Annotated in this window: 17 protein-coding genes and 3 pseudogenes; 9 read left to right on the forward strand and 11 right to left on the reverse strand. The window is 71.2% G+C overall.

From position 1 onward, the window contains the following. Positions 1–10: 10 nt before the first annotated feature. The gene (locus ACTWQJ_RS05200; protein ID WP_443305418.1) at positions 11–1,447 is read right to left on the reverse strand and encodes an aminotransferase class III-fold pyridoxal phosphate-dependent enzyme; all 1,437 of its coding nucleotides are present in this window, start codon (positions 1,445–1,447) and stop codon (positions 11–13) included. A gap of 389 nt (positions 1,448–1,836) precedes the next feature. Here ACTWQJ_RS05200 and ACTWQJ_RS05205 point away from each other — a divergent pair, with 389 nt between their 5' ends. The 3 genes from ACTWQJ_RS05205 to ACTWQJ_RS05215 all read left to right on the forward strand — a co-directional run bounded on the left by ACTWQJ_RS05205 (position 1,837) and on the right by ACTWQJ_RS05215 (position 5,109). Further along, positions 1,837–2,394, forward strand: a complete 558-nt coding sequence (locus ACTWQJ_RS05205; RefSeq protein WP_443305419.1) for an L-histidine N(alpha)-methyltransferase — start codon at positions 1,837–1,839, stop codon at positions 2,392–2,394. A 111-nt stretch (positions 2,395–2,505) separates the two neighbouring features. Then, positions 2,506–3,729 (forward strand): hypothetical protein, encoded by a 1,224-nt coding sequence (locus ACTWQJ_RS05210; protein ID WP_443305420.1) that lies wholly within the window; start codon positions 2,506–2,508, stop codon positions 3,727–3,729. Between the two features lie 168 nt (positions 3,730–3,897). Beyond that, on the forward strand, positions 3,898–5,109 hold the full coding sequence (locus ACTWQJ_RS05215; protein WP_443305421.1) for a trypsin-like serine peptidase: 1,212 nt from the start codon (positions 3,898–3,900) through the stop codon (positions 5,107–5,109). A gap of 75 nt (positions 5,110–5,184) precedes the next feature. Here the strand turns inward: ACTWQJ_RS05215 and hflX are convergent, their stop codons facing one another. From hflX to miaA, 6 genes are all read right to left on the reverse strand, one after another. After that, positions 5,185–6,678 (reverse strand): GTPase HflX, encoded by a 1,494-nt coding sequence (gene hflX, locus ACTWQJ_RS05220; protein ID WP_443305422.1) that lies wholly within the window; start codon positions 6,676–6,678, stop codon positions 5,185–5,187. A gap of 192 nt (positions 6,679–6,870) precedes the next feature. Next, on the reverse strand, positions 6,871–8,430 hold the full coding sequence (locus ACTWQJ_RS05225; protein ID WP_443305433.1) for a M1 family metallopeptidase: 1,560 nt from the start codon (positions 8,428–8,430) through the stop codon (positions 6,871–6,873). 152 nt (positions 8,431–8,582) lie between these two features. Then, positions 8,583–10,781 carry a RelA/SpoT family protein gene (locus tag ACTWQJ_RS05230; RefSeq protein ID WP_443305423.1) on the reverse strand — a complete coding sequence of 733 codons (2,199 nt, stop codon included), beginning with the start codon at positions 10,779–10,781 and terminating at the stop codon, positions 8,583–8,585. Positions 10,782–11,026: 245 nt separating this feature from the next. Continuing rightward, positions 11,027–11,896, reverse strand: coding sequence for a diaminopimelate epimerase (gene dapF, locus ACTWQJ_RS05235; RefSeq protein WP_443305425.1), 870 nt, complete (start codon positions 11,894–11,896; stop codon positions 11,027–11,029). A 390-nt stretch (positions 11,897–12,286) separates the two neighbouring features. After that, the gene (locus tag ACTWQJ_RS05240; RefSeq protein WP_443305434.1) at positions 12,287–12,793 is read right to left on the reverse strand and encodes a hypothetical protein; all 507 of its coding nucleotides are present in this window, start codon (positions 12,791–12,793) and stop codon (positions 12,287–12,289) included. Between the two features lie 108 nt (positions 12,794–12,901). After that, the gene (gene miaA, locus ACTWQJ_RS05245; protein WP_443305426.1) at positions 12,902–13,840 is read right to left on the reverse strand and encodes a tRNA (adenosine(37)-N6)-dimethylallyltransferase MiaA; all 939 of its coding nucleotides are present in this window, start codon (positions 13,838–13,840) and stop codon (positions 12,902–12,904) included. 182 nt (positions 13,841–14,022) lie between these two features. Here miaA and ACTWQJ_RS05250 point away from each other — a divergent pair, with 182 nt between their 5' ends. Together ACTWQJ_RS05250 and ACTWQJ_RS05255 are read left to right on the forward strand one after the other, a co-directional pair. After that, positions 14,023–14,301 (forward strand): hypothetical protein, encoded by a 279-nt coding sequence (locus ACTWQJ_RS05250; protein ID WP_443305427.1) that lies wholly within the window; start codon positions 14,023–14,025, stop codon positions 14,299–14,301. A 24-nt stretch (positions 14,302–14,325) separates the two neighbouring features. Next, positions 14,326–14,595 (forward strand): antitoxin, encoded by a 270-nt coding sequence (locus tag ACTWQJ_RS05255; RefSeq protein WP_129801091.1) that lies wholly within the window; start codon positions 14,326–14,328, stop codon positions 14,593–14,595. A gap of 71 nt (positions 14,596–14,666) precedes the next feature. On the opposite strand, the gene ACTWQJ_RS05260 is transcribed toward ACTWQJ_RS05255, so the two are convergent. Together ACTWQJ_RS05260 and miaB are read right to left on the reverse strand one after the other, a co-directional pair. Continuing rightward, a complete protein-coding gene (locus tag ACTWQJ_RS05260; protein WP_443305428.1) occupies positions 14,667–15,395 on the reverse strand; it encodes a class III extradiol dioxygenase subunit B-like domain-containing protein in 729 nt (242 codons plus the stop codon). Positions 15,396–15,461: 66 nt separating this feature from the next. Further along, positions 15,462–16,991 carry a tRNA (N6-isopentenyl adenosine(37)-C2)-methylthiotransferase MiaB gene (gene miaB, locus ACTWQJ_RS05265; protein WP_443305429.1) on the reverse strand — a complete coding sequence of 510 codons (1,530 nt, stop codon included), beginning with the start codon at positions 16,989–16,991 and terminating at the stop codon, positions 15,462–15,464. 371 nt (positions 16,992–17,362) lie between these two features. Here miaB and ACTWQJ_RS05270 point away from each other — a divergent pair, with 371 nt between their 5' ends. Beyond that, positions 17,363–17,578 carry a hypothetical protein gene (locus tag ACTWQJ_RS05270; RefSeq protein ID WP_443305430.1) on the forward strand — a complete coding sequence of 72 codons (216 nt, stop codon included), beginning with the start codon at positions 17,363–17,365 and terminating at the stop codon, positions 17,576–17,578. 40 nt (positions 17,579–17,618) lie between these two features. Continuing rightward, positions 17,619–18,281, forward strand: coding sequence for a protein-L-isoaspartate O-methyltransferase family protein (locus ACTWQJ_RS05275; protein ID WP_443305431.1), 663 nt, complete (start codon positions 17,619–17,621; stop codon positions 18,279–18,281). 38 nt (positions 18,282–18,319) lie between these two features. Here the strand turns inward: ACTWQJ_RS05275 and ACTWQJ_RS05280 are convergent. Together ACTWQJ_RS05280 and ACTWQJ_RS05285 are read right to left on the reverse strand one after the other, a co-directional pair. Then, positions 18,320–18,962, reverse strand: a pseudogene (locus tag ACTWQJ_RS05280) (response regulator). Further along, positions 18,962–19,910 (reverse strand): annotated as a pseudogene (locus tag ACTWQJ_RS05285) (sensor histidine kinase). The pseudogenes ACTWQJ_RS05280 and ACTWQJ_RS05285 overlap by 1 nt, the downstream one beginning before the upstream one ends. Positions 19,911–20,162: 252 nt before the next feature. Here ACTWQJ_RS05285 and ACTWQJ_RS05290 point away from each other — a divergent pair. Together ACTWQJ_RS05290 and ACTWQJ_RS05295 are read left to right on the forward strand one after the other, a co-directional pair. Beyond that, a pseudogene (locus tag ACTWQJ_RS05290) lies at positions 20,163–20,632 on the forward strand (cation:proton antiporter regulatory subunit). A gap of 4 nt (positions 20,633–20,636) precedes the next feature. After that, a partial coding sequence (locus ACTWQJ_RS05295; RefSeq protein WP_443305432.1) for a cation:proton antiporter occupies positions 20,637–21,809 on the forward strand: 1,173 nt, incomplete at its 3' end.

The raw sequence follows: 21,809 nt of genomic DNA on the forward strand, positions 1-21,809 counted from the left end.
GGCGCTCCCGTTACCGAGCCTGCTCGGCGTGATCGGGGTGGCTGTGGAGCGGGTGGTGTGCGTGGGGCGTCGGGTCGCCCAGGTGATGACGGGTGCTGCCGCAGGACGCCGCCGTGAGGGCGTCGGACAGGCGCTCGAGTACGGCGGATGCCTGCTCGTCGCTGATGGTCAAAGGAGGGAGCAGCCGTACGACGCTCGTCCGACGGCCGCCGAGGCCGACGATGAGGCCCCGGCGGAGGCACTCCCGCTGGACAGCGGCGGCCAGTTCGGGGGCGGCTTGGCGTGGGTCGTGGGTGGGTCCCGGGCTTGTGGAAGCCGCCGCATCGGAGGCCGCCGACGTCACCAGTTCGAGGCCGATCATCAGACCCCGGCCGCGTACCTCGCGGATACAGGGGAACTCCTCGGCAAGTCCGCGGAGTTGGGACAGCATGCGGGAGCCGAGTGTGGCTGCTCGTTCGGCGAGCCGGTGCTCGCGGACGTGGGCGAGGGTTGCCATGCCTGCGGCCATCGCCAGCTGGTTGCCGCGGAACGGGCCGGTGTGAGCGCCGGGTTGGCGGCCCGCGAGGTCGTCGCGGTAGACCACCACGGCCAGCGGCAGGCTGCCGCCGATGGCCTCGGACAGGATCATCACGTCGGGCGTCACCCCGCTGTGCTCGACAGCCCAGAAGGCACCGGTCCTTCCGACCCCGGTCTGGACCTCGTCGACGATCAGCGGGATGGACCGGGCTGTGGTGATCTCCCGCACCGCTCGTATCCAGGCGTCCGGCGCGGGGATCAACCCGCCCTCGTCCTGGACGGGGTCGAGGAGCATTCCGGCGGGGCTGGGCGCCCCCGACGAGGGGTCGTCGAGGAGGGCCCGGATCCATCGGGCGGCATGTTCGGTGCCGTGTGGGCCGCTGACGTCGAACGGAAGGCGGTGGTCCTGCGGAAAGGGCGGGCACGCACCTCGTATGGCTCGGGCGTCGCCGGGGTTCTCGGCGGCCTCGGCGGAGCAGAGGGCGCCGGGAGTCAGTGCTTGCTGGCCGTTGGTGAGAGCGAGGATGTCGGTCCGTCCGGTCGCGGCCCGTACCAGTGCGCATGCGGTTTCCACCGCGTCCGTGGCGGCCGGTCCGCAGACCTGAACGCGCGCGCGTTCGGCGAGGCCGGGCGGCAGGGTGCGCACCAGCTCCGTGACGAAGGCGTCCTCGACGGGGGTCTCGAGATCGGGGACGTTCAGCGGTGCACCCGAGTCGAGGACCTTGCGGACCGCCTCGAGGACGACCGGATGGTTGTGTCCCAGGGGAAGAGTTCCGGCGCCCGAGAGGCAGTCCAGGTAGCGGCGCCCGTCCGCGCCTTCGATGGTCAGCCCGCGCGCCCGCACCGGCACGATCGGCAGGGCACGGGGATAGGTCCGCGCTGCCGACTCGCGCGCCGGCTGGCGGCGCGGGGTTCCCTCGGTCACGGCCATGACTCCCTGTCCTCTCGCGGTAGGGCGACGAGTTGGTCTCGCGTTCTCCTCATCCGGTCCTCGAACGCCCCCTTCGCCTTCCTGAGCCCGCTCCCGCCTCGCCCAGCGGGAACGGCCCCTGGCGCCCGTCGAACAGCGACCGGCCCGACCAGTCCCACGCCCGACAGCACACCGGCCCTGTCCGTCCCACCCCAGAACCGGGACGCACCCTCGGGACCAGGCGGCATCGCCCCGAGGCCGACCTTGCATCCCCCGCGCACCGGACCACCCCGCTCCCCCTCCCCACCGCTACCAACCGCGGCCCGGCCACCGGGTTACGGGTTACTTCAAGATCCTTCATCTGCGCAGGCCACAGCTCAGGCGGCTCGGCCGGCGAAGGAATGGCTGAAGTGCGGGCCCGATCGGACCGGCGCCCGGACGCTGCCGAGTCGCGCACGCTCGTACCGCTCCCGGGCCTGCGCCATCGCCGGTTTGCGCACGCCGGCGCCGACGGCTTCAGCGACGGCCTCGGCATCGTGCAGCGACATGCTGAAGTCGGAGCCGGTCACCGGGGCCGGCACGGGCGCGGCGTCTCCCACGAGGGCGAGGGCCTGTTCGGCGTATCAGATCGCGAGATCTCCGACCTCGGTCTCACCCTCGACCTCGCCGAGGGTGAGGACCTGCGCACCGAACTGTCGTGCAAGTTCCGCCGCGACATCCTCACCGCCGAACTCAAGGCGGGCGGCTTCACCTTCCGCCACTGGTGGACCGACCCGGCCGCCCGCTTCGCCCTCGTCATGGCAGTGCCCAACCCCGGCAGCTCGCCGACCGCCCGAAACTGTCGGGGAGCCCCCCACCGGTCGCGGGAGGACGTCAAATCGGCAGCACTCCAGACGAATTGCCAGATCAGACAGCCCGTAGCGAAACCGTTGCCGTTCCGTCGGAAGTCCCCCACTGCGAGCGCATAGTGTGGGGTGCCATTCCCAGAGAGCCGTGAGATCGGCCTGAGCTCGGCGTGAGTTCGGTCCGGGGTCGCGGCCGCAGTGCCGATTTCTTTCACCACCAGGGGGAGTAACACCATGCGATCCATACGGCCGTCGTTCACCGCTCGCCGGGAGGGGAGCACGCGCCGCGGAACCTCCCCCGCACTGGCCGCCGTTGCCCTGGCCTCAGCGCTCGTGCTCACGGCCACCGCCTGCGAGTCGGGCGACCCCGCGGCGGACGGTGAGGCATCGGCCTCGGCAACCGCGGAAGGCGACGGCGGGATCACGATCCCGGACGACATCAAGGACCAGCTCAGAGAACACGGAATCGACCTCGACAAGTGGCAGAACGGTGCCTGGAAGAACTGGGACAAGGACGACTGGCTGCGCGAGGCCGAGGACTTCATCAACCCGATCATCGAGGACCTGTGGAACCCGGACCGGATGCGCGAGGCCGAGGAGCCGGACCAGGGCGTCGACGAGGGCGACCTCTCCGGTGACCAGGGCGTGACCGACCCGACGCCGGAGCCGGTCGAGGCGGAGGCCGTGCCGGCCAAGTACCACGACAACGCGCCCGAGGCGGGGAAGCTGCTCTTCGACGCGCCCGAAGGCACGATGGTCTGCTCGGCGACGGTCGTCGAGGACCCGGCCAACCCGGGCAAGTCGAACCTGGTGTGGACGGCGGGTCACTGCGTGCACGCCGGCAAGAAGGGCGGCTGGTACCGCAACATCGCGTTCGTGCCGTCGTACAACGATGCGGCCATGTCGGCCGCGGAGCTGCAGAGCGCCACCAAGGAGGAGGTCGCTCCGTACGGTGTCTGGTGGGCCGACTGGGTGCAGACCTCGGACCAGTGGATCGAGCAGGGCGGTGCGACGGGCGGGGACGGAGCCGCGTACGACTTCGCCGTCCTTCATGTGACGCCGGAGGAGGGCAGCGGCGGCAAGTCCCTGGAGGAGACGGTGGGTTCGGCCCTCCCGGTGGACTTCACGGCCCCGGCCGTGCCGGATGTGGACAGCATGACCGCGACGGGCTACCCGGCGGCGGCGCCGTACGACGGCCAGACGCTGTACCAGTGCCAGGACAAGCCGGGACGCCTGTCGATCAACGCGTCGGACCCGACGATGTACCGCATCGGCTGCACGATGACCGGCGGCTCGTCCGGCGGTGGCTGGGTCGCGACCGGATCGGACGGCAAGCCCGCCCTGGTGTCCAACACCTCGATCGGTCCGGTGAGTTCGGGCTGGCTTGCGGGACCGCGGCTGGGCGAGGAGGCCAAGGGCGTGTTCGACGCGGTCAGCGGGAAGTTCGCGGGCCGGTGACGGACTCGTAGCGCGGGCAGCGGTGGGACAGCGTACGGGAAACCTTCACCGTCCCACCGCCGTTCACCCTCAACCCCACGGGCATAGTGGGGTGTTGCCGACGGGGAAGATCTTCGTCGGCATGACAAGCACATGACATACGCACGTTTCAACGGGGGTCATCGCACCATGCGTTCCACACGTACGCCCGCCTCTCCCCGGCGCGGTCGGCGTCGCACGCTCCTCGCCGCCGGCGGCCTGGTCGCCGCCCTGGCGCTCACCGCGACCGCCTGCGGCGGCTCAGGGGAGGACACGGCGGGCGGCAAGCCCGGCGCCACCGCCTCTCAGGCGGGCGGCAACGCCGACGGCGGGGTCCGGATCCCGTCCGACATCGCCGACAAGCTCAAAGAGCACGGCATCGATGTCGACGACTGGAAGGACGGCGGCTGGCAGGACTGGGACAAGGACAAGTGGCTCAGTGAGGCCAAGGACTTCGTCAACCCGGTGATCGAGGGCCTCTGGAAGCCCGAGCGGATGCAGTCCGCCAAGGAGGCCGACAAGACGGTCTCCACAAAGGACGCGTCGGCCGGCCAGGGCGTCAGCGACCCCGAACCCGCGCCCGTGGAGGCCACGGCCGAGAAGACGCCGTACCAGCAGAACGCGGCACCGGTCGGCAAGGTCTTCTTCGACTCGCCCGAAGGCCCGAGCGTCTGCTCCGGCACGGTCATCAAGGACGTGAACCATCCGGGCAAGTCCAACCTCGTCTGGACGGCCGGCCACTGTGTGCACGCAGGGCAGAGCGGCGGCTGGTACCGCAACATCGTGTTCGTCCCGGCCTACAACGACCTCGGCAAGTCCGAGGCCGAACTGGGCAGCGCGAACGCCACGGAGATCGCCCCGTACGGCAACTGGTGGGCGGACTGGGCGTCCACATCGAACGGCTGGATCGAGGGCGGCTCGGAGACCGGCGGCGCGGGCGCGGCGTACGACTACTCCGTGCTGCACGTGCAGCCGGAGCAGGGCGCCAAGTCTCTGGAGGAGACGGTCGGCGCGGCACTGGACGTGGACTTCTCCGCCCCGTCCGCGGCCGAGGCCAGGAAGATGGGCGCCTGGGGCTACCCGGCGGCTCCGCCGTACAACGGTCTGAAGATGTTCAAGTGCATCGACGAGCCGGGCCGGTTCTCGCTCAGCCCGTCCCTGCCGACGATGTACCGCATCGGCTGCACCATGACGGGCGGCTCGTCCGGCGGCGGCTGGTTCCGGGTCGTGGACGGCGAGACCAAGCTGGTCTCCAACACGTCGATCGGCCCGGCCGACAACACCTGGCTCGCCGGCCCGCAGCTCGGGCGGGACGCGCAGTCGCTGTACGAGAACATGAGCGAGACATACGGCGGTCGATGACGCGCCCATGACGAAGGCCCGCCCCTCACACCAGGGGCGGGCCCATCCGTTTCAGTCCGTCGGCGCTACACCGGCTCAGGCGGTCGGCGCCGGAACGTACGGCGTGAGCTCGGCCGCCAGTTCCTCGTGCACCCGCACCTTGAGCAGGGTGCCCTCCGGAGTGTGCTCCTCGGAGAGCACCTCGCCCTCGTCGTGTGCACGGGCGACGAGCTTGCCGTGCGTGTACGGCACCAGCGCCTCGATCTCGACGGACGGCCGCGGCAGCTCGTTGTCGATCAGCGCGACCAGCTCGGCGATGCCCAGACCGGTGCGGGCCGAGACGGCGATGGAACGCTTCTCGATCCGCAGCAGCCGCTGAAGCGTCAGCGGGTCGGCCGCGTCGGCCTTGTTGATCACGACGATCTCGGGTACGTCGGTGGCGCCGACATCCCTGATCACCTCGCGCACGGCCGCCAGCTGCTCTTCCGGAGTCGGGTGCGAACCGTCCACCACATGCAGGATCAGGTCGGACTCGCCGACCTCCTCCATCGTGGAACGGAACGCCTCGACCAGGTGGTGCGGCAGGTGCCGTACAAAACCGACCGTGTCGGCCAGCGTGTACAGCCGGCCGCTCGGCGTCTCGGCCCGGCGGACGGTCGGGTCCAGGGTCGCGAACAGGGCGTTCTCGACCAGAACGCCGGCCCCGGTGAGGCGGTTGAGCAGCGAGGACTTGCCTGCGTTGGTGTAGCCCGCGATGGCGACCGAAGGCACCTTGTGGCGCTTGCGCTCCTGGCGCTTGACCTCGCGGCCGGTCTTCATCTCCGCGATCTCCCGGCGCATCTTCGCCATCTTCTCGCGGATCCGGCGCCGGTCCGTCTCGATCTTGGTCTCACCGGGGCCACGGGTGGCGAGACCGCCGCCCTTGCCACCGCCCATCTGCCGGGACAGCGACTGACCCCAGCCGCGGAGCCTCGGCAGCATGTACTGCATCTGCGCGAGCGCGACCTGCGCCTTGCCCTCTCGGGACTTGGCGTGCTGGGCGAAGATGTCCAGGATCAGTGCCGTACGGTCGATGACCTTGACCTTGACGACGTCCTCGAGGTGGATCAGCTGGCCCGGGCTGAGCTCACCGTCACAGATGACGGTGTCCGCGCCGGTTTCGAGCACGATGTCGCGCAGCTCCTCGGCCTTGCCGGAACCGATGTAAGTCGCCGCGTCGGGCTTGTCGCGGCGCTGGACCACGCCATCGAGCACGAGCGCCCCCGCTGTCTCCGCGAGGGCGGCGAGCTCCGCGAGGGAGTTCTCCGCGTCCTGCACGGTCCCCGAGGTCCAGACGCCGACGAGCACGACGCGCTCCAGACGGAGCTGGCGGTACTCGACCTCGGTGACGTCCTCGAGCTCGGTGGAGAGGCCCGCGACGCGACGCAGAGCCGCGCGCTCGGAGCGGTCGAACTGATCGCCGTCCCGCTCTCCGTCGATCTCGTGGCTCCAGGCGACGTCCTCTTCCATCAGGGCATCGGCCCGAAGACCTTCGGGGTAGTCGTGCGCGAGGCGCTTGGTGTCCTGGGAAAAGGAAGAAGAGGAGGTCATTGGGTCCTTACGTCGATGCGGAATCCTTGTGCGGCGACGGGGCGGAAGCAGAGGCTTCGGAGTCGGTCCGTCACTCTCCACAACGCATGAGTACCCCGGGAGATTCCCGTGACCCGTGCCCGTGGCGTGAGGTGGTGGACCGCGCCGCCGACCTGACGATGGTCGCACGGCACGCCCCGTCTCGTCACCGTCTTATTTCGCGGCCGTGCGGGCCGCCATCGGAGCCGAGGGGGCCGCCTTCGGAGCCGCAGTCTGCTTCCAGTCCGGGTGACCCGGCATCGGCGGGGTCTTCTTGCCGTAGAGCCACTTCTGGAAGAAGCCGCTCAGGTCGCGTCCGGCGGTGTGGGAGGCGAGGGCCATGAAGTCGGCGGTGGTCGCCGTGGCGTCCTGGTGGCGGCTGACCCAGGCTCGTTCCAGACGCTCGAAGGCGGGGCGTCCGATCTCCTGGCGGAGGGCGTAGAGGACCAGGGCGGCTCCGTCGTAGACGATCGGCCGGAAGATGCCCAGCCGGCTGCCGGGTTCGGGCGCCTTCGGGGCGGCGGGCGGGCCGCCGGACGCGCGCCAGCGGTCGGAGGCGCCGTACGCCGCCCGCATCCGCGCCTCCAGGGACTTGCCCGACTTCTCCTCCGCGTAGAGCGCCTCGTACCAGGTCGCGTGCCCCTCGTTGAGCCACAGCTCGGACCATGTGCGCGGACCGACGCTGTTGCCGAACCACTGGTGGGCCAGTTCATGGACCATGATCGAGTCGACGTACCACTTGGGGAAGGCCGGATCGGTGAAGAGCTCTCTCTCGAAGAGAGAGAGCGTCTGCGTCTCGAGTTCGAAGCCGGTGGAGGCGTCGGCCGCGAGGACGCCGTACGTCTCGAAGGGGTAGCGGCCGACCTTGCTCTCCATCCAGGCGATCTGGTCGGGCGTCTTCTTCAGCCACGGTTCGAGGGACGCCTTGTGCTCGGTGGGCACGACGTCCCGGACGGGCAGTCCGTGCGGGCCCTTGCGGTGCAGCACCGTGGAGCGGCCGATGGAGACCTGGGCGAGTTCGGTGGCCATGGGGTGCTGGGTCCGGTACGTCCATCTGGTCGCGGCGCCGGACCGTTCCACGCTGGTCGGCAGGCCGTTGGCGACGGCCGTGAAGCCCTTGGGCGCGGTGACCCGGATGGTGAACAGTGCCTTGTCGGAGGGATGGTCGTTGCTCGGGAACACCAGGTGGGCGGCGTCGGCCTGGTTGGCCATGACGAGTCCGTCGGCGGTGCGCACCCAGCCGCCCTCCCGGCCGCCGACGGGCACGGGGTCACTGGTGTGCCGGACCGTGATCCGCATCCACTGCCCCCCGGGCAACGGCTTCTCCGGCGTGACCACGAGGTCCTCGCCGGCCGCCGCGTACGTGGCCGGCTCACCGTCGATCTCGACCGAGCGGACCGCACCGCGGGCGAAGTCGAGGTTGACGTGCTCCAGCGGGGCGGTGGCCCAGGCGTCGATCGTGGTGACCGCCTGGAGGGGCTTGTCATTGCTGCCGGAGTAGGTGAGGGAGAGGTCGTACGACGCCACGTCGTACCCCGGGTTCCCCAGGTGCGGGAAGAGACGGTCGCCGACGCCCAGCGGGGTCGGGGGGGTGCTCGCGGCGACGAGGCACACGGACACGGCGGAGGCGAGCAGCGCCGCCTTGACACCTCGGGTGGCCTTGGGGGATCTGGTGCGAGGTCGGGGCGCGGCGGCGCCGGACAGGGAAGCCCTGTCAGGGGTGGTGAGCAGCATGGACCCCACGGCTACCAGCACGCCCGTACCGCACGGCGACGACGCGCGCCGGGGCCCACCCGAACGGGCTCTGTACATGACTCAAGGGGCCTCGGAGCCGGCGCGGAGCCGGCCCGGGCGCGGCAGCTCACGCCGTGCACGCCCCGCGAGCCTCACCACGTCGGCGCGTGATGCTGCGCCCGGCTCACGTCGTAGACCCCCGGCACATTGCGCATCGCGCGCATGAGGGAGGGCAGCTGGGCCGCGTCCGCGAGCAGCAGCGTGTACGTGTGGCGTACGCGCTGCTGGCTCGGGGGTTCGACGGTGGCCGAGACGATCTCGGCGCCCTCGAGGGCGATGGCCTCGGTGAGGTCGGCGAGGAGATGCGGTCGGCCGAACGATTCGGCGACGAGGGTGACGCGGCACTCGGCGGTGTCGCCCCAGCGCACGCCGACCTCGGCGCGCCCCGCACTCTTCATCCGGGCCACCGCGGCGCACCCGACACGGTGCACGGTCACCACTCCCCCGCGCACGACGAACGCGGTGACCTCGTCGGGCGGTACAGGCGTACAGCAGCCGGCGAGCCGCACGCTCGCACCGGGCCGGTCGACGACGACGGCGTCGGCTGCGGTGCGCGGTGCGGGACCGTCGACGGCACGCCTGGGGGCGGCTTCGGCCACGGGGGGTGTCCGGGTCGGCGTCTCGGCGTCCGCTGCCGCGGGCGCCGGATGGGTCGCGATCCAGCGCTGGATGGCGATACGGGCGGCGGGCGTGTGCGCGTGCTCCAGCCACTCCCGGGAGGGCTCGGAGGCGGGGTCCTGGCCCATGAGGAGCTGGACGGTGTCGCCGTCCTTCAGGACCGTGCTCAGCGTCGCCAGACGGCCGTTGACCCGCGCACCGATGCATGCGTGCGCGTCCTCGCCGTACTGCGCGTACGCGGCGTCCACGCAGGTGGCGCCCTCGGGCAGGCCGAGCGTGCCGCCGTCGGGGCGGAAGACGGCGATCTCGCGGTCCTGGGCGAGGTCTTCGCGCAGGGTGGACCAGAAGGTGTCGGGGTCGGGCGCGGACTGCTGCCAGTCGAGGAGGCGGGAGAGCCAGCCGGGCCGGGTGGGGTCGACGCGCTCGCCGTCGGCCGGGGACTGCTCCTCCGAGGGAGGAGCGTAGGGATTGCCGAGCGCCACGACGCCGGCCTCGGCGACCTTGTGCATCTGGTGGGTGCGGATGAGGACCTCGACGACCTGGCGGTCCATGGCGGTGCCCCCAGGCGAGTCCGGTCGGGCCCGGGGAAGGGCGACTGCGGTGTGCAGCGACTGGTACAGGTTGAACTTCGGTACGGCGATGAAGTCCTTGAACTCCGATACGACGGGCGTCATACAGGTGTGCAGTTCGCCCAGGACGCCGTAGCAGTCGGCGTCCTCGTTCACCAGGACCAGGATGCGGCCGAAGTCGGTGCCGCGCAGTCGGCCGCGCTTGCGGGAGACGCGGTGCAGGGAGACGAAGTGCCGGGGCCGGATGAGGACTTCGGCCTGGATGCCGGCCTCGCGCAGCACGCTGCGCATCTCGTCGGCGATCTCGGCGAGGGGGTCGTCGGGGCGCGCCGCGTTCTCGACGATCAACTCCCGGGTGTGTTCGTACTCCTCGGGGTGGAGGATGGCGAACACCAGGTCCTCGAGTTCGGTCTTGAGCGCCTGGACACCGAGCCGTTCGGCGAGCGGAATGAGAACGTCCCGGGTGACCTTCGCGATCCGGGCCTGTTTCTCGGGGCGCATCACGCCGAGCGTGCGCATGTTGTGCAGCCGGTCGGCGAGTTTGATCGACATCACGCGGACGTCGTTTCCGGTGGCGACGAGCATCTTGCGGAAGGTCTCGGGCTCGGCGGCCGCCCCGTAGTCGACCTTCTCCAACTTCGTGACGCCGTCGACGAGATAGCGGACCTCCTCGCCGAACTGCTCGCCGACCTGATCGAGGGTCACCTCGGTGTCCTCGACGGTGTCGTGGAGGAGAGAGGCGGTCAACGTGGTGGTTTCCGCACCGAGTTCGGCGAGGATCAGGGTGACGGCGAGCGGGTGTGTGATGTACGGCTCGCCGCTCTTGCGCATCTGACCGCGGTGCGAGGACTCCGCGAGCACGTAGGCGCGGCGCAGGGGTTCCAGGTCGGCGTCGGGGTGGTGGGCGCGGTGCGCGTCGACCACGTGGCCGATGGCGTCGGGCAGCCGGTCGCGGGTGGCGGAGCCGAGCAGTGCGGCGCGCCCCAGTCGGCGCAGGTCGATCCGGGGGAGCGACCTGCGGCGCGGCGCCGCGGGCGCCACCGGGCCTGTCGCGGGGCCCGTCACCGCGCCTGGGCTCGCAGGGTTCGTGGCCTCCGCACTCATGGGCACCTCCGGCTGCGTGGACCGGCGAACGGGGTGCCCCATGGCGGACACGGCTCAGGGGTCGGCGTCTTCGTCCCCCGTCCGGGCCGGTGCTTGATGCTACCGAGCTCATCACGCGCGACGGACCGCCTCTCGCCGAGCGTGAAACGGATCACCCATTCGAGCGAGGGTTTGGAGGTTTACGGCTGTCAACAGCGTGAGTTGGAGCGGGCCTGGCGTCGAACACGCGCTCCAGGGCCGCCCTTTCAGCGGACGGCGCCCGCCAGCCACTCCCCGTCGATCTCGCCCTCGGCGACGATCACCGCGGGGCCGGTCATCTCGATCTCGCCGTCGGGCCGTTCGGTGATCACGAGGCGTCCGCCGAGGACGTCGACGGTGTACGTCGCCGGAGTCCCGGTGACGGCCGGGTCGGCGCCGTCCCGCCGGGCGGTCGCCACGGCGGCGGCGCATGCGCCCGTGCCGCAGGAGCGGGTCTCGCCGGCACCGCGCTCGTGCACGCGCATCGCGACGTGCCGGGGGCCGCGGTCGACGACGAACTCGACGTTCACCCCGTCCGGGTAGGCGGAGGCCGGGCTGAACGGCGGCGGCGCGAACAGGTCGCCGGCCTGGGCGAGGTCCTCGACGAAGGCGACCGCGTGCGGGTTGCCCATGTTCACGTTCCGCGCAGGCCAGCTGCGTTCGCCCACGCTCACCGTGACGTCCCCGTCGGGGAGCAGCGCCTTGCCCATGCCGACAGTGATGTCACCGTCCTTGGCAAGGTGCACGGTCTTCACGCCCCCACGCGTGGCGATGGCGATGTCCCCTTCGGCCACATGCCCGGCATGCTGGAGGTAGCGCGCGAACACACGCACGCCATTGCCGCACATCTCCGCGATGGATCCGTCGCCGTTGCGGTAGTCCATGAACCACTCGGCCTCGGCGGCCATTTCCCTGGCCTCGGGGTGTGCGGCGGACCGCACTACGTGCAGCAGCCCGTCACCGCCGATGCCCGCACGACGGTCGCACAGGGCGGCGACGGCGGCCGGGGGCAGGTCAAGGGTGTTCTCGGGGTCCGGGACGATCACGAAGTCGTTCTCGGTGCCGTGCCCCTTGAGGAAGGCGATCCGCGTGCTCATTCCTCGATCGTACGGGGTGGGTACGACAGCCGGGGATCACGGGCGGGCCAGACGGTCACGGCACGTGGCCCAGGTCACCGGGCGGCCCGGGCCACGGCGCGCGGCCCACGTCACATCGCGCGGGCCGCGTCTCGCGCGGCCATGTGGTCACGGAGCGACCCACGCGGTCACGGGGCAACCAACGGGTCAGCGGAGCGACCCACGCGATCACGCGGCAACCCAGCTCGTCAGCGGCAGCGACCCACGGGACCAAGCGGAGGCCAACTGGTCAGCGGAGCGACCCAGTCGGTTACGCGGTGGCGCAGCTCGTCAGCGGAGCAACGCACGCAGTCACGCAGCGGCCCAGCCCATCAGCGGAGCAACGCACCCAGTCACGTGCCAGCCAGCCGGTCAGCGGAGCCGGGCCACTCGCCAGACGGCCAGCACCACCACGGCGGCGACCACGATCATGTAGGCCAGCACCACCCGCCAGTCCGGGCGCCGGTCCGATCCCCGCTGCGGCAGCCCCGGCCAGGTGTAGCCCACCCTGCGCGCGGCCATCATGCCCCAGCCGGCCGCGCAGGAGCAGATCAGCAGCCCCAGCATGGCGATCACGGCCCCGCTGTCGCCGAAGTCGAAGGCCAGCGGGAACGCGAACATCAGGGAGCCGAGCGCGGCCAGGCCCACGATGGGGGCGAGCTGCCACAGGCGCAGTCGGCGCTGGGGGCGCAGTTCGACCTCGACCTCGGGTCCGCCGACGAACATCTCGTCGGGCTCGGGGCCGTCGTCGGTCACGCCGTCGGGTGTCTCGTCGAGCCCGTCGGGGCTCAGACGGCCGTCGGCGTCCCGCTCCGGTTCGCCACGCTCGGTGGTGGCGCGCTCGGGGCCTTGTGCGGTGTCGCGAGGGCCGGCCTCCATCGCCACGCGCCCTCCCAACTTGGACTCCACTTGGTCGATCGAAGCTCGATGATGGCACGGCGCCGGAGGCCCGGATGACGGCCGGAGCGTCCCGATGCCATCACGTGATCAGGCTGTAACCGGTCGTTCGACCAACGCCAGAGCGAGGTGCGGAAGTTCCGTGAGATCCGCCGCAGCCCCACTCAGCCAGTGCACCCGGGGATCCCGTCTGAACCACGAATCCTGACGGCGCGCGAAGCGCTTGGTGGCACGGACGGTCTCGGCCCGTGCCTCGTCCAGCGTGCACTCGCCGGCGAGCGCCGCGAGAACCTGCTGGTAGCCGAGCGCACGCGACGCCGTACGCCCTTGGCGCAACCCCTGCGCCTCAAGTGCGCGCACTTCCTCGACCAGTCCCGCCTCCCACATCCGGTCGACCCGGCGGGCGATGCGCTCGTCCAGCTCGGGACGCGCCACGTCGACGCCGATCTGCACGGTGTCGTAGACGGAGTCGTGGCCGGGGAGGTTGGCGGTGAAAGGCCTGCCGGTGATCTCGATCACTTCCAGCGCCCGGACGATACGACGGCCGTTGCTCGGCAGGATCGCGCGCGCGGCCTCGGGATCCGCGGCGGCGAGACGGGCGTGCAGCGCGCCGGAGCCGCGCAGCGCGAGTTCCTCCTCCAGCAGGGCCCTGACCTCGGGGTCGGTGCCGGGGAACTCCAGGTTGTCGACGGCCCCGCGGACGTACAGGCCGGACCCGCCGACCAGGATCGGCCAGCGGCCCTGGTCGAGCAGTGCGTCGATCCGCTGCCGGGCGAGCCGCTGGTACTCCGCGACGGAGGCCGTGACGGTCACGTCCCAGATGTCCAGGAGGTGGTGCGGGATGTCGGCCCGCTCTTCGGGCGTCAGCTTGGCGGTGCCGATGTCCATCCCCCGGTAGAGCTGCATGGAGTCGGCGTTGACGACCTCCCCACCGAGTTCCCGGGCTAGGTGGATGCCCAGATCGGACTTTCCTGCCGCGGTCGGTCCGACGACGGCGATGACGCGGGGGGTGGGGGGTGCGCTACTCACTGCACCAGTCTCGCAAACCTCCTGCCCCGCCCTCGAACGAGTTACGTGACGGCGGGAGTCCGGGGTCGTTGCCCGTTGCGAGGTTCTCGCCGCCAGTACACAGAGGCGGTGACCGGGGCGATGCAACCGGACGCACCGGGCTACGCGGGATTTCGCCCGCACGAGTAACGTATGGAGTTGATATGGGCGTTTTTGCGCGACTTCTCCGAAGGTCGAAGACCAAGGAGGAGGAGGCGACCGCCGAGACCCAGGCCGACACGCTGTCGGCGGGGTCCGAGGCGGATGAGGCTGGGGAAGCGAAGGGGACGACGGAGGCGGAGGCCGAAGCCGGGGCCGGTACGGAGACGACCACGGCGACGGACGAGGGCGACGGCACCGGCCCGGAGGCGGTCGGGATCCCCCAGCAGCAGTCGGCGGGGAAGGCGGCCGACAGCGAGGCCGACAAGGGCGCCCACACGTAGAGTTCCCGCAAGGGAAGGTGAACCATGGGACTCTTGGACAATCTGAAGGCCAAGCTCACCCCGGCCAAGGGCAAGGTCTCTGATCTCGCACAGCAGCACGGGGACAAGATCCAGCACGGCATCGACAAGGCCGCGAAGGTCGTCGACGAGCGGACCAAGGGCAAGTACAGCGACAGGATCCACACGGGCACCGACAAGGCCAAGGGCGCCATGGACCGACTCGCGCACAAGGACCGTACCGACACGGGAGAAGGCCCCGCCACACCGCCAGGCCCGCCGCCGCCGGTCTCCTGAAGGGCACACGGCACACGACGAGCGGCCGCGGAGCAGAACGCTCCCGGCCGTTCGCCGTTTCCGAACGCCCCCTACGACCAGGCCGCCACCACGTACCCCACCCCGTACGGCGCGTCCTCGTACAGCAGCGCGCCCGCGAGCCCGGCGCCCTCGGCCGCGCCCGCGAGCACCTGCCAGGGCGCCCGGCCCGACGCCTTCAACTGCCGCGCCAGTCCCACGTCCAGCGCCTCGAGGGCCGCCACGTCCGCCGCCCTCAGCGCACGCGCGACCGCTGCGTCGAAGGGCTCCGCCCGCTCATCGAGATAGCCCGGCGCCTTCAGCGAACGGCACGCGCTGGCGTCGCCCATCACCAGCAGGGCCACCCGCTCGGCCCGCGCGGCGATGTCCCTTCCGATATCGATACACCGCTCGGGCCCGAGCGGTTCCCCCACGCCGAGTCCCTCGATCGGGGCGTCCGACCATCCGGTCCGCTCCAGCAGCCATGCCGCGACCGCGAGCGACGGCGGAAGCTCACGCTGCACGTCCGCGTCGGCGGCCTTCTCCCGGCCCAGCCGTACGTCGAGTCCCACGCCGAAGCCACGGAACGAGCCGCGGGTGCCCTCCGGATACGTCAGGTACGACTCGGCGCCGCCCGCCGGCTCGGGCCCGACGACCACCAGCCGGTCGGGCCGGGCGGCGGCGAGCAGCCCCACGGCGTCCGTGCACGCGGCACGAGCGGCACCCAGCTCGGGTGCGGCACCCGAGGCGATGTCGGGCACGAGGAGCGGCGGGCAGGGGCATACTGCGGCGGCGACAAGCATGATCGGCAGAGTAGCTCCGAAGAGGCTCCCACGCGCGCGTGGGACCTGCTCCGCCGAGGTGCGCGGTCAGTCGCAGCCGCAGCCGCTGCCCGAGGCGACCGGCAGCGGCGCGGGCACCCCGACCTTGGGCAGCCCGAGCAGCACACCGGCCGGCTTGGCCGCCTCAGCGGCGTTCCGCTTCTCCCAGGCGTCACCCGCGCGCGTGCGGCGTACGTCGAGAACGGGGCCCTCGGCGAGGAGGTGGTGCGGGGCGGCGTAGGTGACCTCGACGGTGACCACGTCGCCGGGGCGTACCTCCTGCTCCGGCTTGGTGAAGTGGACCAGGCGGTTGTCGGGGGCGCGGCCGGAGAGGCGGTGGGTGGCGCCGTCCTTGCGGCCCTCTCCCTCGGCGACCATCAGCTCCAGGGTGCGGCCGACCTGCTTCTTGTTCTCGTCCCAGGAGATCTCCTCCTGGAGGGCGACGAGACGTTCGTAGCGCGCCTGGACGACCGCCTTGGGGATCTGGTTGTCCATCTCGGCGGCCGGGGTGCCGGGGCGCTTGGAGTACTGGAAGGTGAACGCCTGGGCGAAGCGGGCCTCGCGCACCACGTGCAGGGTCTGCTCGAAGTCCTCCTCGGTCTCGCCGGGGAAGCCCACGATGATGTCGGTGGTGATCGCGGCGTGTGGGATGGCGGCGCGGACCTTCTCGATGATCCCCAGGTAGCGCTCCTGGCGGTAGGAGCGGCGCATCGCCTTCAGGACGGTGTCCGAGCCGGACTGGAGCGGCATGTGCAGCTGCGGCATCACGTTCGGCGTCTCGGCCATGGCGGCGATGACGTCGTCGGTGAAGTCGCGCGGGTGCGGAGAGGTGAAGCGGACGCGCTCCAGGCCCTCGATTTTCCCGCAGGCCCGCAGCAGCTTGCTGAAGGCCTCTCGGTCGCCGATGTCGGAGCCGTACGCGTTGACGTTCTGGCCGAGCAGCGTGATCTCGGAGACACCCTCGGCGACCAGCGCCTCGACCTCGGCCAGGATGTCGCCGGGGCGGCGGTCCTTCTCCTTGCCGCGCAGCGCCGGGACGATACAGAAGGTGCAGGTGTTGTTGCAGCCGACGGAGATCGACACCCAGGCCGCGTAGGCGCTCTCGCGCCGCGTCGGCAGCGTCGACGGAAAGGCTTCCAGCGACTCGGCGATCTCGACCTGCGCCTCTTCCTGGACGCGTGCGCGTTCCAGCAGGACCGGCAGCTTGCCGATGTTGTGCGTGCCGAAGACGACGTCCACCCAGGGCGCCCGCTTCACGATGGTGTCGCGGTCCTTCTGCGCGAGACAGCCGCCGACCGCGATCTGCATGCCGGGCCGCTTGGCCTTCTTCGGCGCGAGGTGGCCGAGGTTGCCGTACAGCCGGTTGTCGGCGTTCTCGCGTACGGCGCAGGTGTTGAAGACGACGACGTCCGCGTCGCCGTCCGCCCCCTCCGGTGCGCGCACATAGCCGGCGTCCTCCAGCAGACCGGCCAGTCGCTCGGAATCATGGACGTTCATCTGGCACCCGTAGGTGCGGATTTCGTAGCTCTTGGGTGCTTGAACGTCCACTGCGGGGCTCCGGTCGCTGCTGCTGGTCATGCCTCAAGAGTAGGCGGTCCTGGGAGAGCCCCTTCCGCCGCCGTGAACCGACCGTGCGGACGCGCGCGGTGGCCGGTCTGATCAAGGCCGCCGCGCGCACTGGCACCTCAGCCTGAGCCCCGTGCCGCCCTTCCCGAGCGAGGGCCCCTCCATGTCGACAGGCAATGACCTCGAGCGGATCGCGCGCATCAATGCGGGCGACCGCACCCCTGTCGTGTTCGTCCACGGTCTGCGGCTGCTGCCCAGCAGTTGGGACCGCTGGGCGGCGGTCTTCGAAGAGGCCGGATACGCGCCCCTGCCCCCCGGCTGGCCCGACGACCCCGACACCGTGGCCGAGGCCAACGCCCACCCCGAGGTCTTCCGCCAACGCGGTGAGCGAGGAGGAGGCCAAGGAGCTGTACGAGCGGTTCGCCGTACCCGCGCCGGGCGAGCCGCTGTTCCAGGCGGCCGTCGCCAACATCAACCCGTGGACCGAGGTGAAGGTCGACACCCTCGCACCCGGGCGCGGCCATGCCCTCACCATCGACAACGGCTGGCGTGAGGTCGCCGAGACCGCGCTCGCCTTCGTCAAACGCTTCACCGACTGACCGGTCGGGGCGCCTAGCCTGGTGGTGTGGTGACCCGCCCGTGAACTCCGCCCCCAGGGAGCCCGAGGACCTCGTGCGAGCCCTCAGAGCCGCCGGTATCAGGGACGAGCGGCTGCTTGAGGCCGTGCGAACGACGCCCCGGGCGGGATTCGTCCCGCCCGGTCAGGTGGCCGCCTCCTACCGGGACGTACCCGTTGCAATCGGGCAGGGACAGGTCACCACGCAGCCGTCGCTGTCCGCCATGATGATCGAGGGCCTTGCTCTGGGCGGGGGCGAACACGTCCTCGAGGTCGGTACCGGTCTGGGCTTCCAGACCGCGCTGCTCGCCCGGCTGGCCGCTGACGTGGTCAGCATCGAGATGCGGCCCGACATCGCCGCGCAGGCGCGCGCGAATCTCGCACGCCAGGGCGTACGGAACGTGGAACTGCGGGTCGGTGACGGTAGCGGCGGCGTGCCGGACCGCGCTCCCTACGACGCGGTGCTCGTGTCGGCTGCGTTCCCGGAGGTGCCCGCGCCGCTGGTCGCGCAGGTGCGGCCGGGCGGCCGGCTGGTGCAGCCGATCGGGCCGGGCGGACACGAGCAGGTGGTGTGCTTCGAACGCACCGCAGCGGGGCTGGAGCAGTTGCGGGTGCTGAGCGCGGCCTGCTTCGTCCGGCTGCTGGGGCGATACGGCTTCCCGCCGGACGATGCGGCACTGTCATGAGTGCCGGTGAGGACGGCGTCCCCGGCGCGTTCAAGCGGTCACGGCTCGACGAGCCCGGCGCGGATCGCATAGCGGGTGAGTTCCAGACGGTCGCGCATGCCGAGTTTGTGCAGGAGGTTGGCGCGGTGGCGTTCGACCGTCTTCGCGCTGATGAAGAGCAGCTCGCCGATCTCCTTGGATGAGTGGCCCTCGGCGACGAGCTTGAGGATCTCCTCCTCGCGCTCGGTGGTGGCCCGCGGGCAGGTCGTCGCCCCGGTGCAGCCGGTCCAGGTAGGAGCGGACGAGGGCGCGCTCGGCGCCGGGGTAGATGAACGGTTCGTCGCGCATCGCCGCCCGGCAGGCGTCGACGAGGTCGCGATCGGCGACGGACTTCAGGACGTAGCCGCAGGCCCCGGCCCGCAGGGCCTCGAAGAAGTACTGCTCGTTGTCGTACATCGTGAGGATCAGGATGCGCAGGGCGGGCAGTCGCCGTGAAAGTTCCCGGGCTGCTTGCAGACCGGTCATGCGGGGCATCGCGACGTCCAGGTCCACCTCGCCCGCGCGCGCGAGCGCGACCGCCTCGGCGCCGTCGCCCGCCTCGGCGACGACCGTCAGATCCGGTTCGCCGTCCAGGATGAGGCGCACCCCACGGCGTACGAGCGTGTGGTCGTCGGCGAGCAGGACGCGGATCGGGGAGGACATCAGCGGCTCCCGGCCGTGAGCGGTATCCGCAGACGTACGTCGGTGCCCTGCTCGGGCGCCGGTTCGAGGGTGAGCACCGCGCCGACCAGCAGCGCACGCTCACGCATCCCGCCGATTCCGGCTCTTTCCGGCCTCGCACCGAGACCGTTGCCGTTGTCGCGTACGAGGAGCTCGACACCGTCCGCGACCGGCTCGAGCCGGAGTTCGGCGCGGTCGGCACCCGAGTGCCGGGCGGTGTTGGTGAGGCTTTCCTGGGCGACCCGGTAGACCACCAGTTCGGTCTCCTGGGGGGAGCGGAGGGAGATCGCCGTGGACGTCGTGGCACACGGTCAGTCCGTGCGCGGTGAACTCGGTCGCGAGCGCGCGCAGGGCACTGGCCAGGCCGAGTTCCTCGAGGACACCGGGGCGCAGGCGGCGGGCGATACGCCGGATCTCGTCGAGACCGGCGCGGGTGGCCTCCTGTGCGTGGCCCACTTCGTCCCGCAGCTCGTCGGGGGCCCCGTCCGCGAGCCGCTTGAGCTGGAGGAGCACGGCGGTCAGGGTCTGGCCGACCTCGTCGTGGAGTTCACGGGCGATGCGGTGGCGTTCGCTCTCCTGGGCGGACAGCGCGCGAGCGGCGCTGGTGGCGCGTTCGGTCTCGAGTCGGTCGAGCATCGTGTTGTACGTCGTGATGAGCGTCGCCGCCTCCGCGGGGCCGGCGACCTCGGCCCGGGTGCCCGGCCGTAGCAGGTCCGCCGTGGCCATGGCACGGCCCAGGCCGGCCAGCGGGGCCAGCCCGACCCTCAGCACGACCGCGTTGACCGCCAGCAGCGCCGCGAACCCGCCGACGACGACCAGCGCCTCGCCCGGCAGCACCGGGGTCGACACGGTGACCGGGCCGAGCAGCAGGGCGGCGGCCACGATCAGGCCGGCGGCGTTCAGGGAGAAGATCCGCCAGAACAGCGACACGCCTCTGGTGACTCCTCTCCCGGTCATGATGTCCGGCAACGCAACGCCGGCCGACCGCTCCCCGGCCCCGGCCGACGGCGCCGCCGTGACCAGCCTCTCCGCTCCTCGCCCACCCCGTCCATCCGTGCTGACACCCATGTCACCACCGTACGGGCGGATGACGGCATGGCGGCTCGGCGCAGGGTTCCGGGGCCGGCAAGCCGCGAAGCACAGGAACGATCAACAAGGGGAAGAAACGTGTCTGCTCCACGCCTGAGGGCGACGCCGCTGCCGGGGATCGGGGTCCAGTACGACCTGGTGACCCGGGAACACCGCCACCTGTCCGTGGTGGCCCACCGCGACGGCACCCGGTCGGTGAACATGTACCGGGCCGACGACCCCGACTCCTGCGCCCAGTCGCTTCGGCTCACCGGCGCCGAGGCCGACGCGCTGATCGACGCGCTGCAGCCGTCCCACCACAGCACCAGCCTGCTCTACACAACAGACTTGGGCCTGGTGGCGAGCGCATCGAGGTGGGCGCGACCTCCCACTGGAACGGGCGGGTCCTGGGCGACACCCGGATGCGGACCGAGACCGGCGCGTCCGTCGTGGCCGTGCTGCGCCGCGCCGACGCGATCCCGTCCCCCACGCCGGACTTCCGGCTCGCGGGCGGAGACATCCTCATCGTCATCGGCACCCGCGAGGGCGTCGAGGCCGCCGCCGCGATACTCGGGCGGGAGTGAACCGGTGCACTCCGCGATCCTGTTGATCGAGTTCGGTTCCCTGCTCCTGGGCCTCGGTCTGCTCGGGCGGCTGGCCGGCCGGCTGGGATTCTCCGCCATCCCGCTCTATCTGCTGGCCGGGCTGGCCTTCGGCGAGGGCGGACTGCTGCCGCTCGGAGCGAGTGAGGAGTTCATCGCCACCGGCGCCGAGATCGGCGTCATCCTGCTGCTGTTGATGCTCGGTCTCGAGTACACGGCCAGCGATCTCGTCACCAACCTCAAGGCCCACTATCCGGCCGGGCTCGTCGACTGCGCGCTCAACGCCCTTCCGGGTGCCGCCGCCGCTCTGCTGCTGGGCTGGGGTCCGGTGGCCGCCGTGGTGCTGGCGGGCGTCACCTGGATCTCGTCGTCCGGAGTGATCGCCAAGGTGCTCGGCGAGCTGGGCCGGATCGGCAACCGGGAGACACCGGTGATCCTCAGTGTCCTCGTCCTGGAGGACCTGTCGATGGCCGTGTACCTGCCCATCGTCACCGCGGTGGTGGCCGGGGCCGGGCTGGCGGCCGGCAGCGTGACGCTGGCGATCGCGCTGGGTGTGGCGGGGCTCGTCCTGTTTGCGGCCGTGCGCTACGGCCGGGTCATCTCGCGGTTCGTCTCCAGCGACGATCCGGAGAAGCTGCTGCTCGTCGTGCTGGGCCTGACGATCCTCGTCGCGGGTGTCGCCCAGCAGCTCCAGGTGTCCGCGGCGGTGGGCGCGTTCCTGGTGGGTATCGCGCTGTCCGGGGAGGTTGCGGAGGGCGCCCACACGCTGCTGAGTCCGTTGCGGGACCTGTTCGCCGCGGTCTTCTTCGTCTTCTTCGGGCTGCACATCGACCCGGCGAGCATCCCGCCCGTCCTGCTGCCCGCCTTGGCGCTGGCCGCCGTCACCGCCCTCACGAAGATCGCCACCGGCTACTGGGCGGCCCGGCGGGCCGGGATCTCCGTGCGGGGCCGCTGGCGCACGGGCGGAGCACTGGTGGCCCGCGGTGAGTTCTCGATCGTGATCGCCGGGCTGGCGGTCACCGCCGGCATCGAACCGTCGCTGGGTCCCCTGGCCACGGCGTACGTCCTCATCCTGGTGGTCCTCGGCCCGATCACCGCGCGGTACACCGAGCCGCTCGCCATGCGATGGAGCCGCCGTTTCCAGGACGGCAAGGACACG

The sequence above is a fragment of the Streptomyces sp. KR55 genome, assembly GCF_052245645.1.
Taxonomy (GTDB): domain Bacteria; phylum Actinomycetota; class Actinomycetes; order Streptomycetales; family Streptomycetaceae; genus Streptomyces; species Streptomyces flavusporus.

Coding starts and splice junctions, on each gene's coding strand:
- dapF (WP_443305425.1), bottom strand. CDS start 11,896: ATGAGCACGCGGATCGCCTTCCTCAAGGGGCACGGCACCGAGAACGAC.
- miaB (WP_443305429.1), bottom strand. CDS start 16,991: ATGACCAGCAGCAGCGACCGGAGCCCCGCAGTGGACGTTCAAGCACCC.
- hflX (WP_443305422.1), bottom strand. CDS start 6,678: ATGACCTCCTCTTCTTCCTTTTCCCAGGACACCAAGCGCCTCGCGCAC.
- ACTWQJ_RS05200 (WP_443305418.1), bottom strand. CDS start 1,447: ATGGCCGTGACCGAGGGAACCCCGCGCCGCCAGCCGGCGCGCGAGTCG.
- ACTWQJ_RS05225 (WP_443305433.1), bottom strand. CDS start 8,430: ATGCTGCTCACCACCCCTGACAGGGCTTCCCTGTCCGGCGCCGCCGCG.
- ACTWQJ_RS05230 (WP_443305423.1), bottom strand. CDS start 10,781: ATGAGTGCGGAGGCCACGAACCCTGCGAGCCCAGGCGCGGTGACGGGC.
- ACTWQJ_RS05260 (WP_443305428.1), bottom strand. CDS start 15,395: ATGCTTGTCGCCGCCGCAGTATGCCCCTGCCCGCCGCTCCTCGTGCCC.
- ACTWQJ_RS05210 (WP_443305420.1), top strand. CDS start 2,506: ATGCGATCCATACGGCCGTCGTTCACCGCTCGCCGGGAGGGGAGCACG.
- ACTWQJ_RS05255 (WP_129801091.1), top strand. CDS start 14,326: ATGGGACTCTTGGACAATCTGAAGGCCAAGCTCACCCCGGCCAAGGGC.
- ACTWQJ_RS05215 (WP_443305421.1), top strand. CDS start 3,898: ATGCGTTCCACACGTACGCCCGCCTCTCCCCGGCGCGGTCGGCGTCGC.
- ACTWQJ_RS05240 (WP_443305434.1), bottom strand. CDS start 12,793: ATGGAGGCCGGCCCTCGCGACACCGCACAAGGCCCCGAGCGCGCCACC.
- ACTWQJ_RS05250 (WP_443305427.1), top strand. CDS start 14,023: ATGGGCGTTTTTGCGCGACTTCTCCGAAGGTCGAAGACCAAGGAGGAG.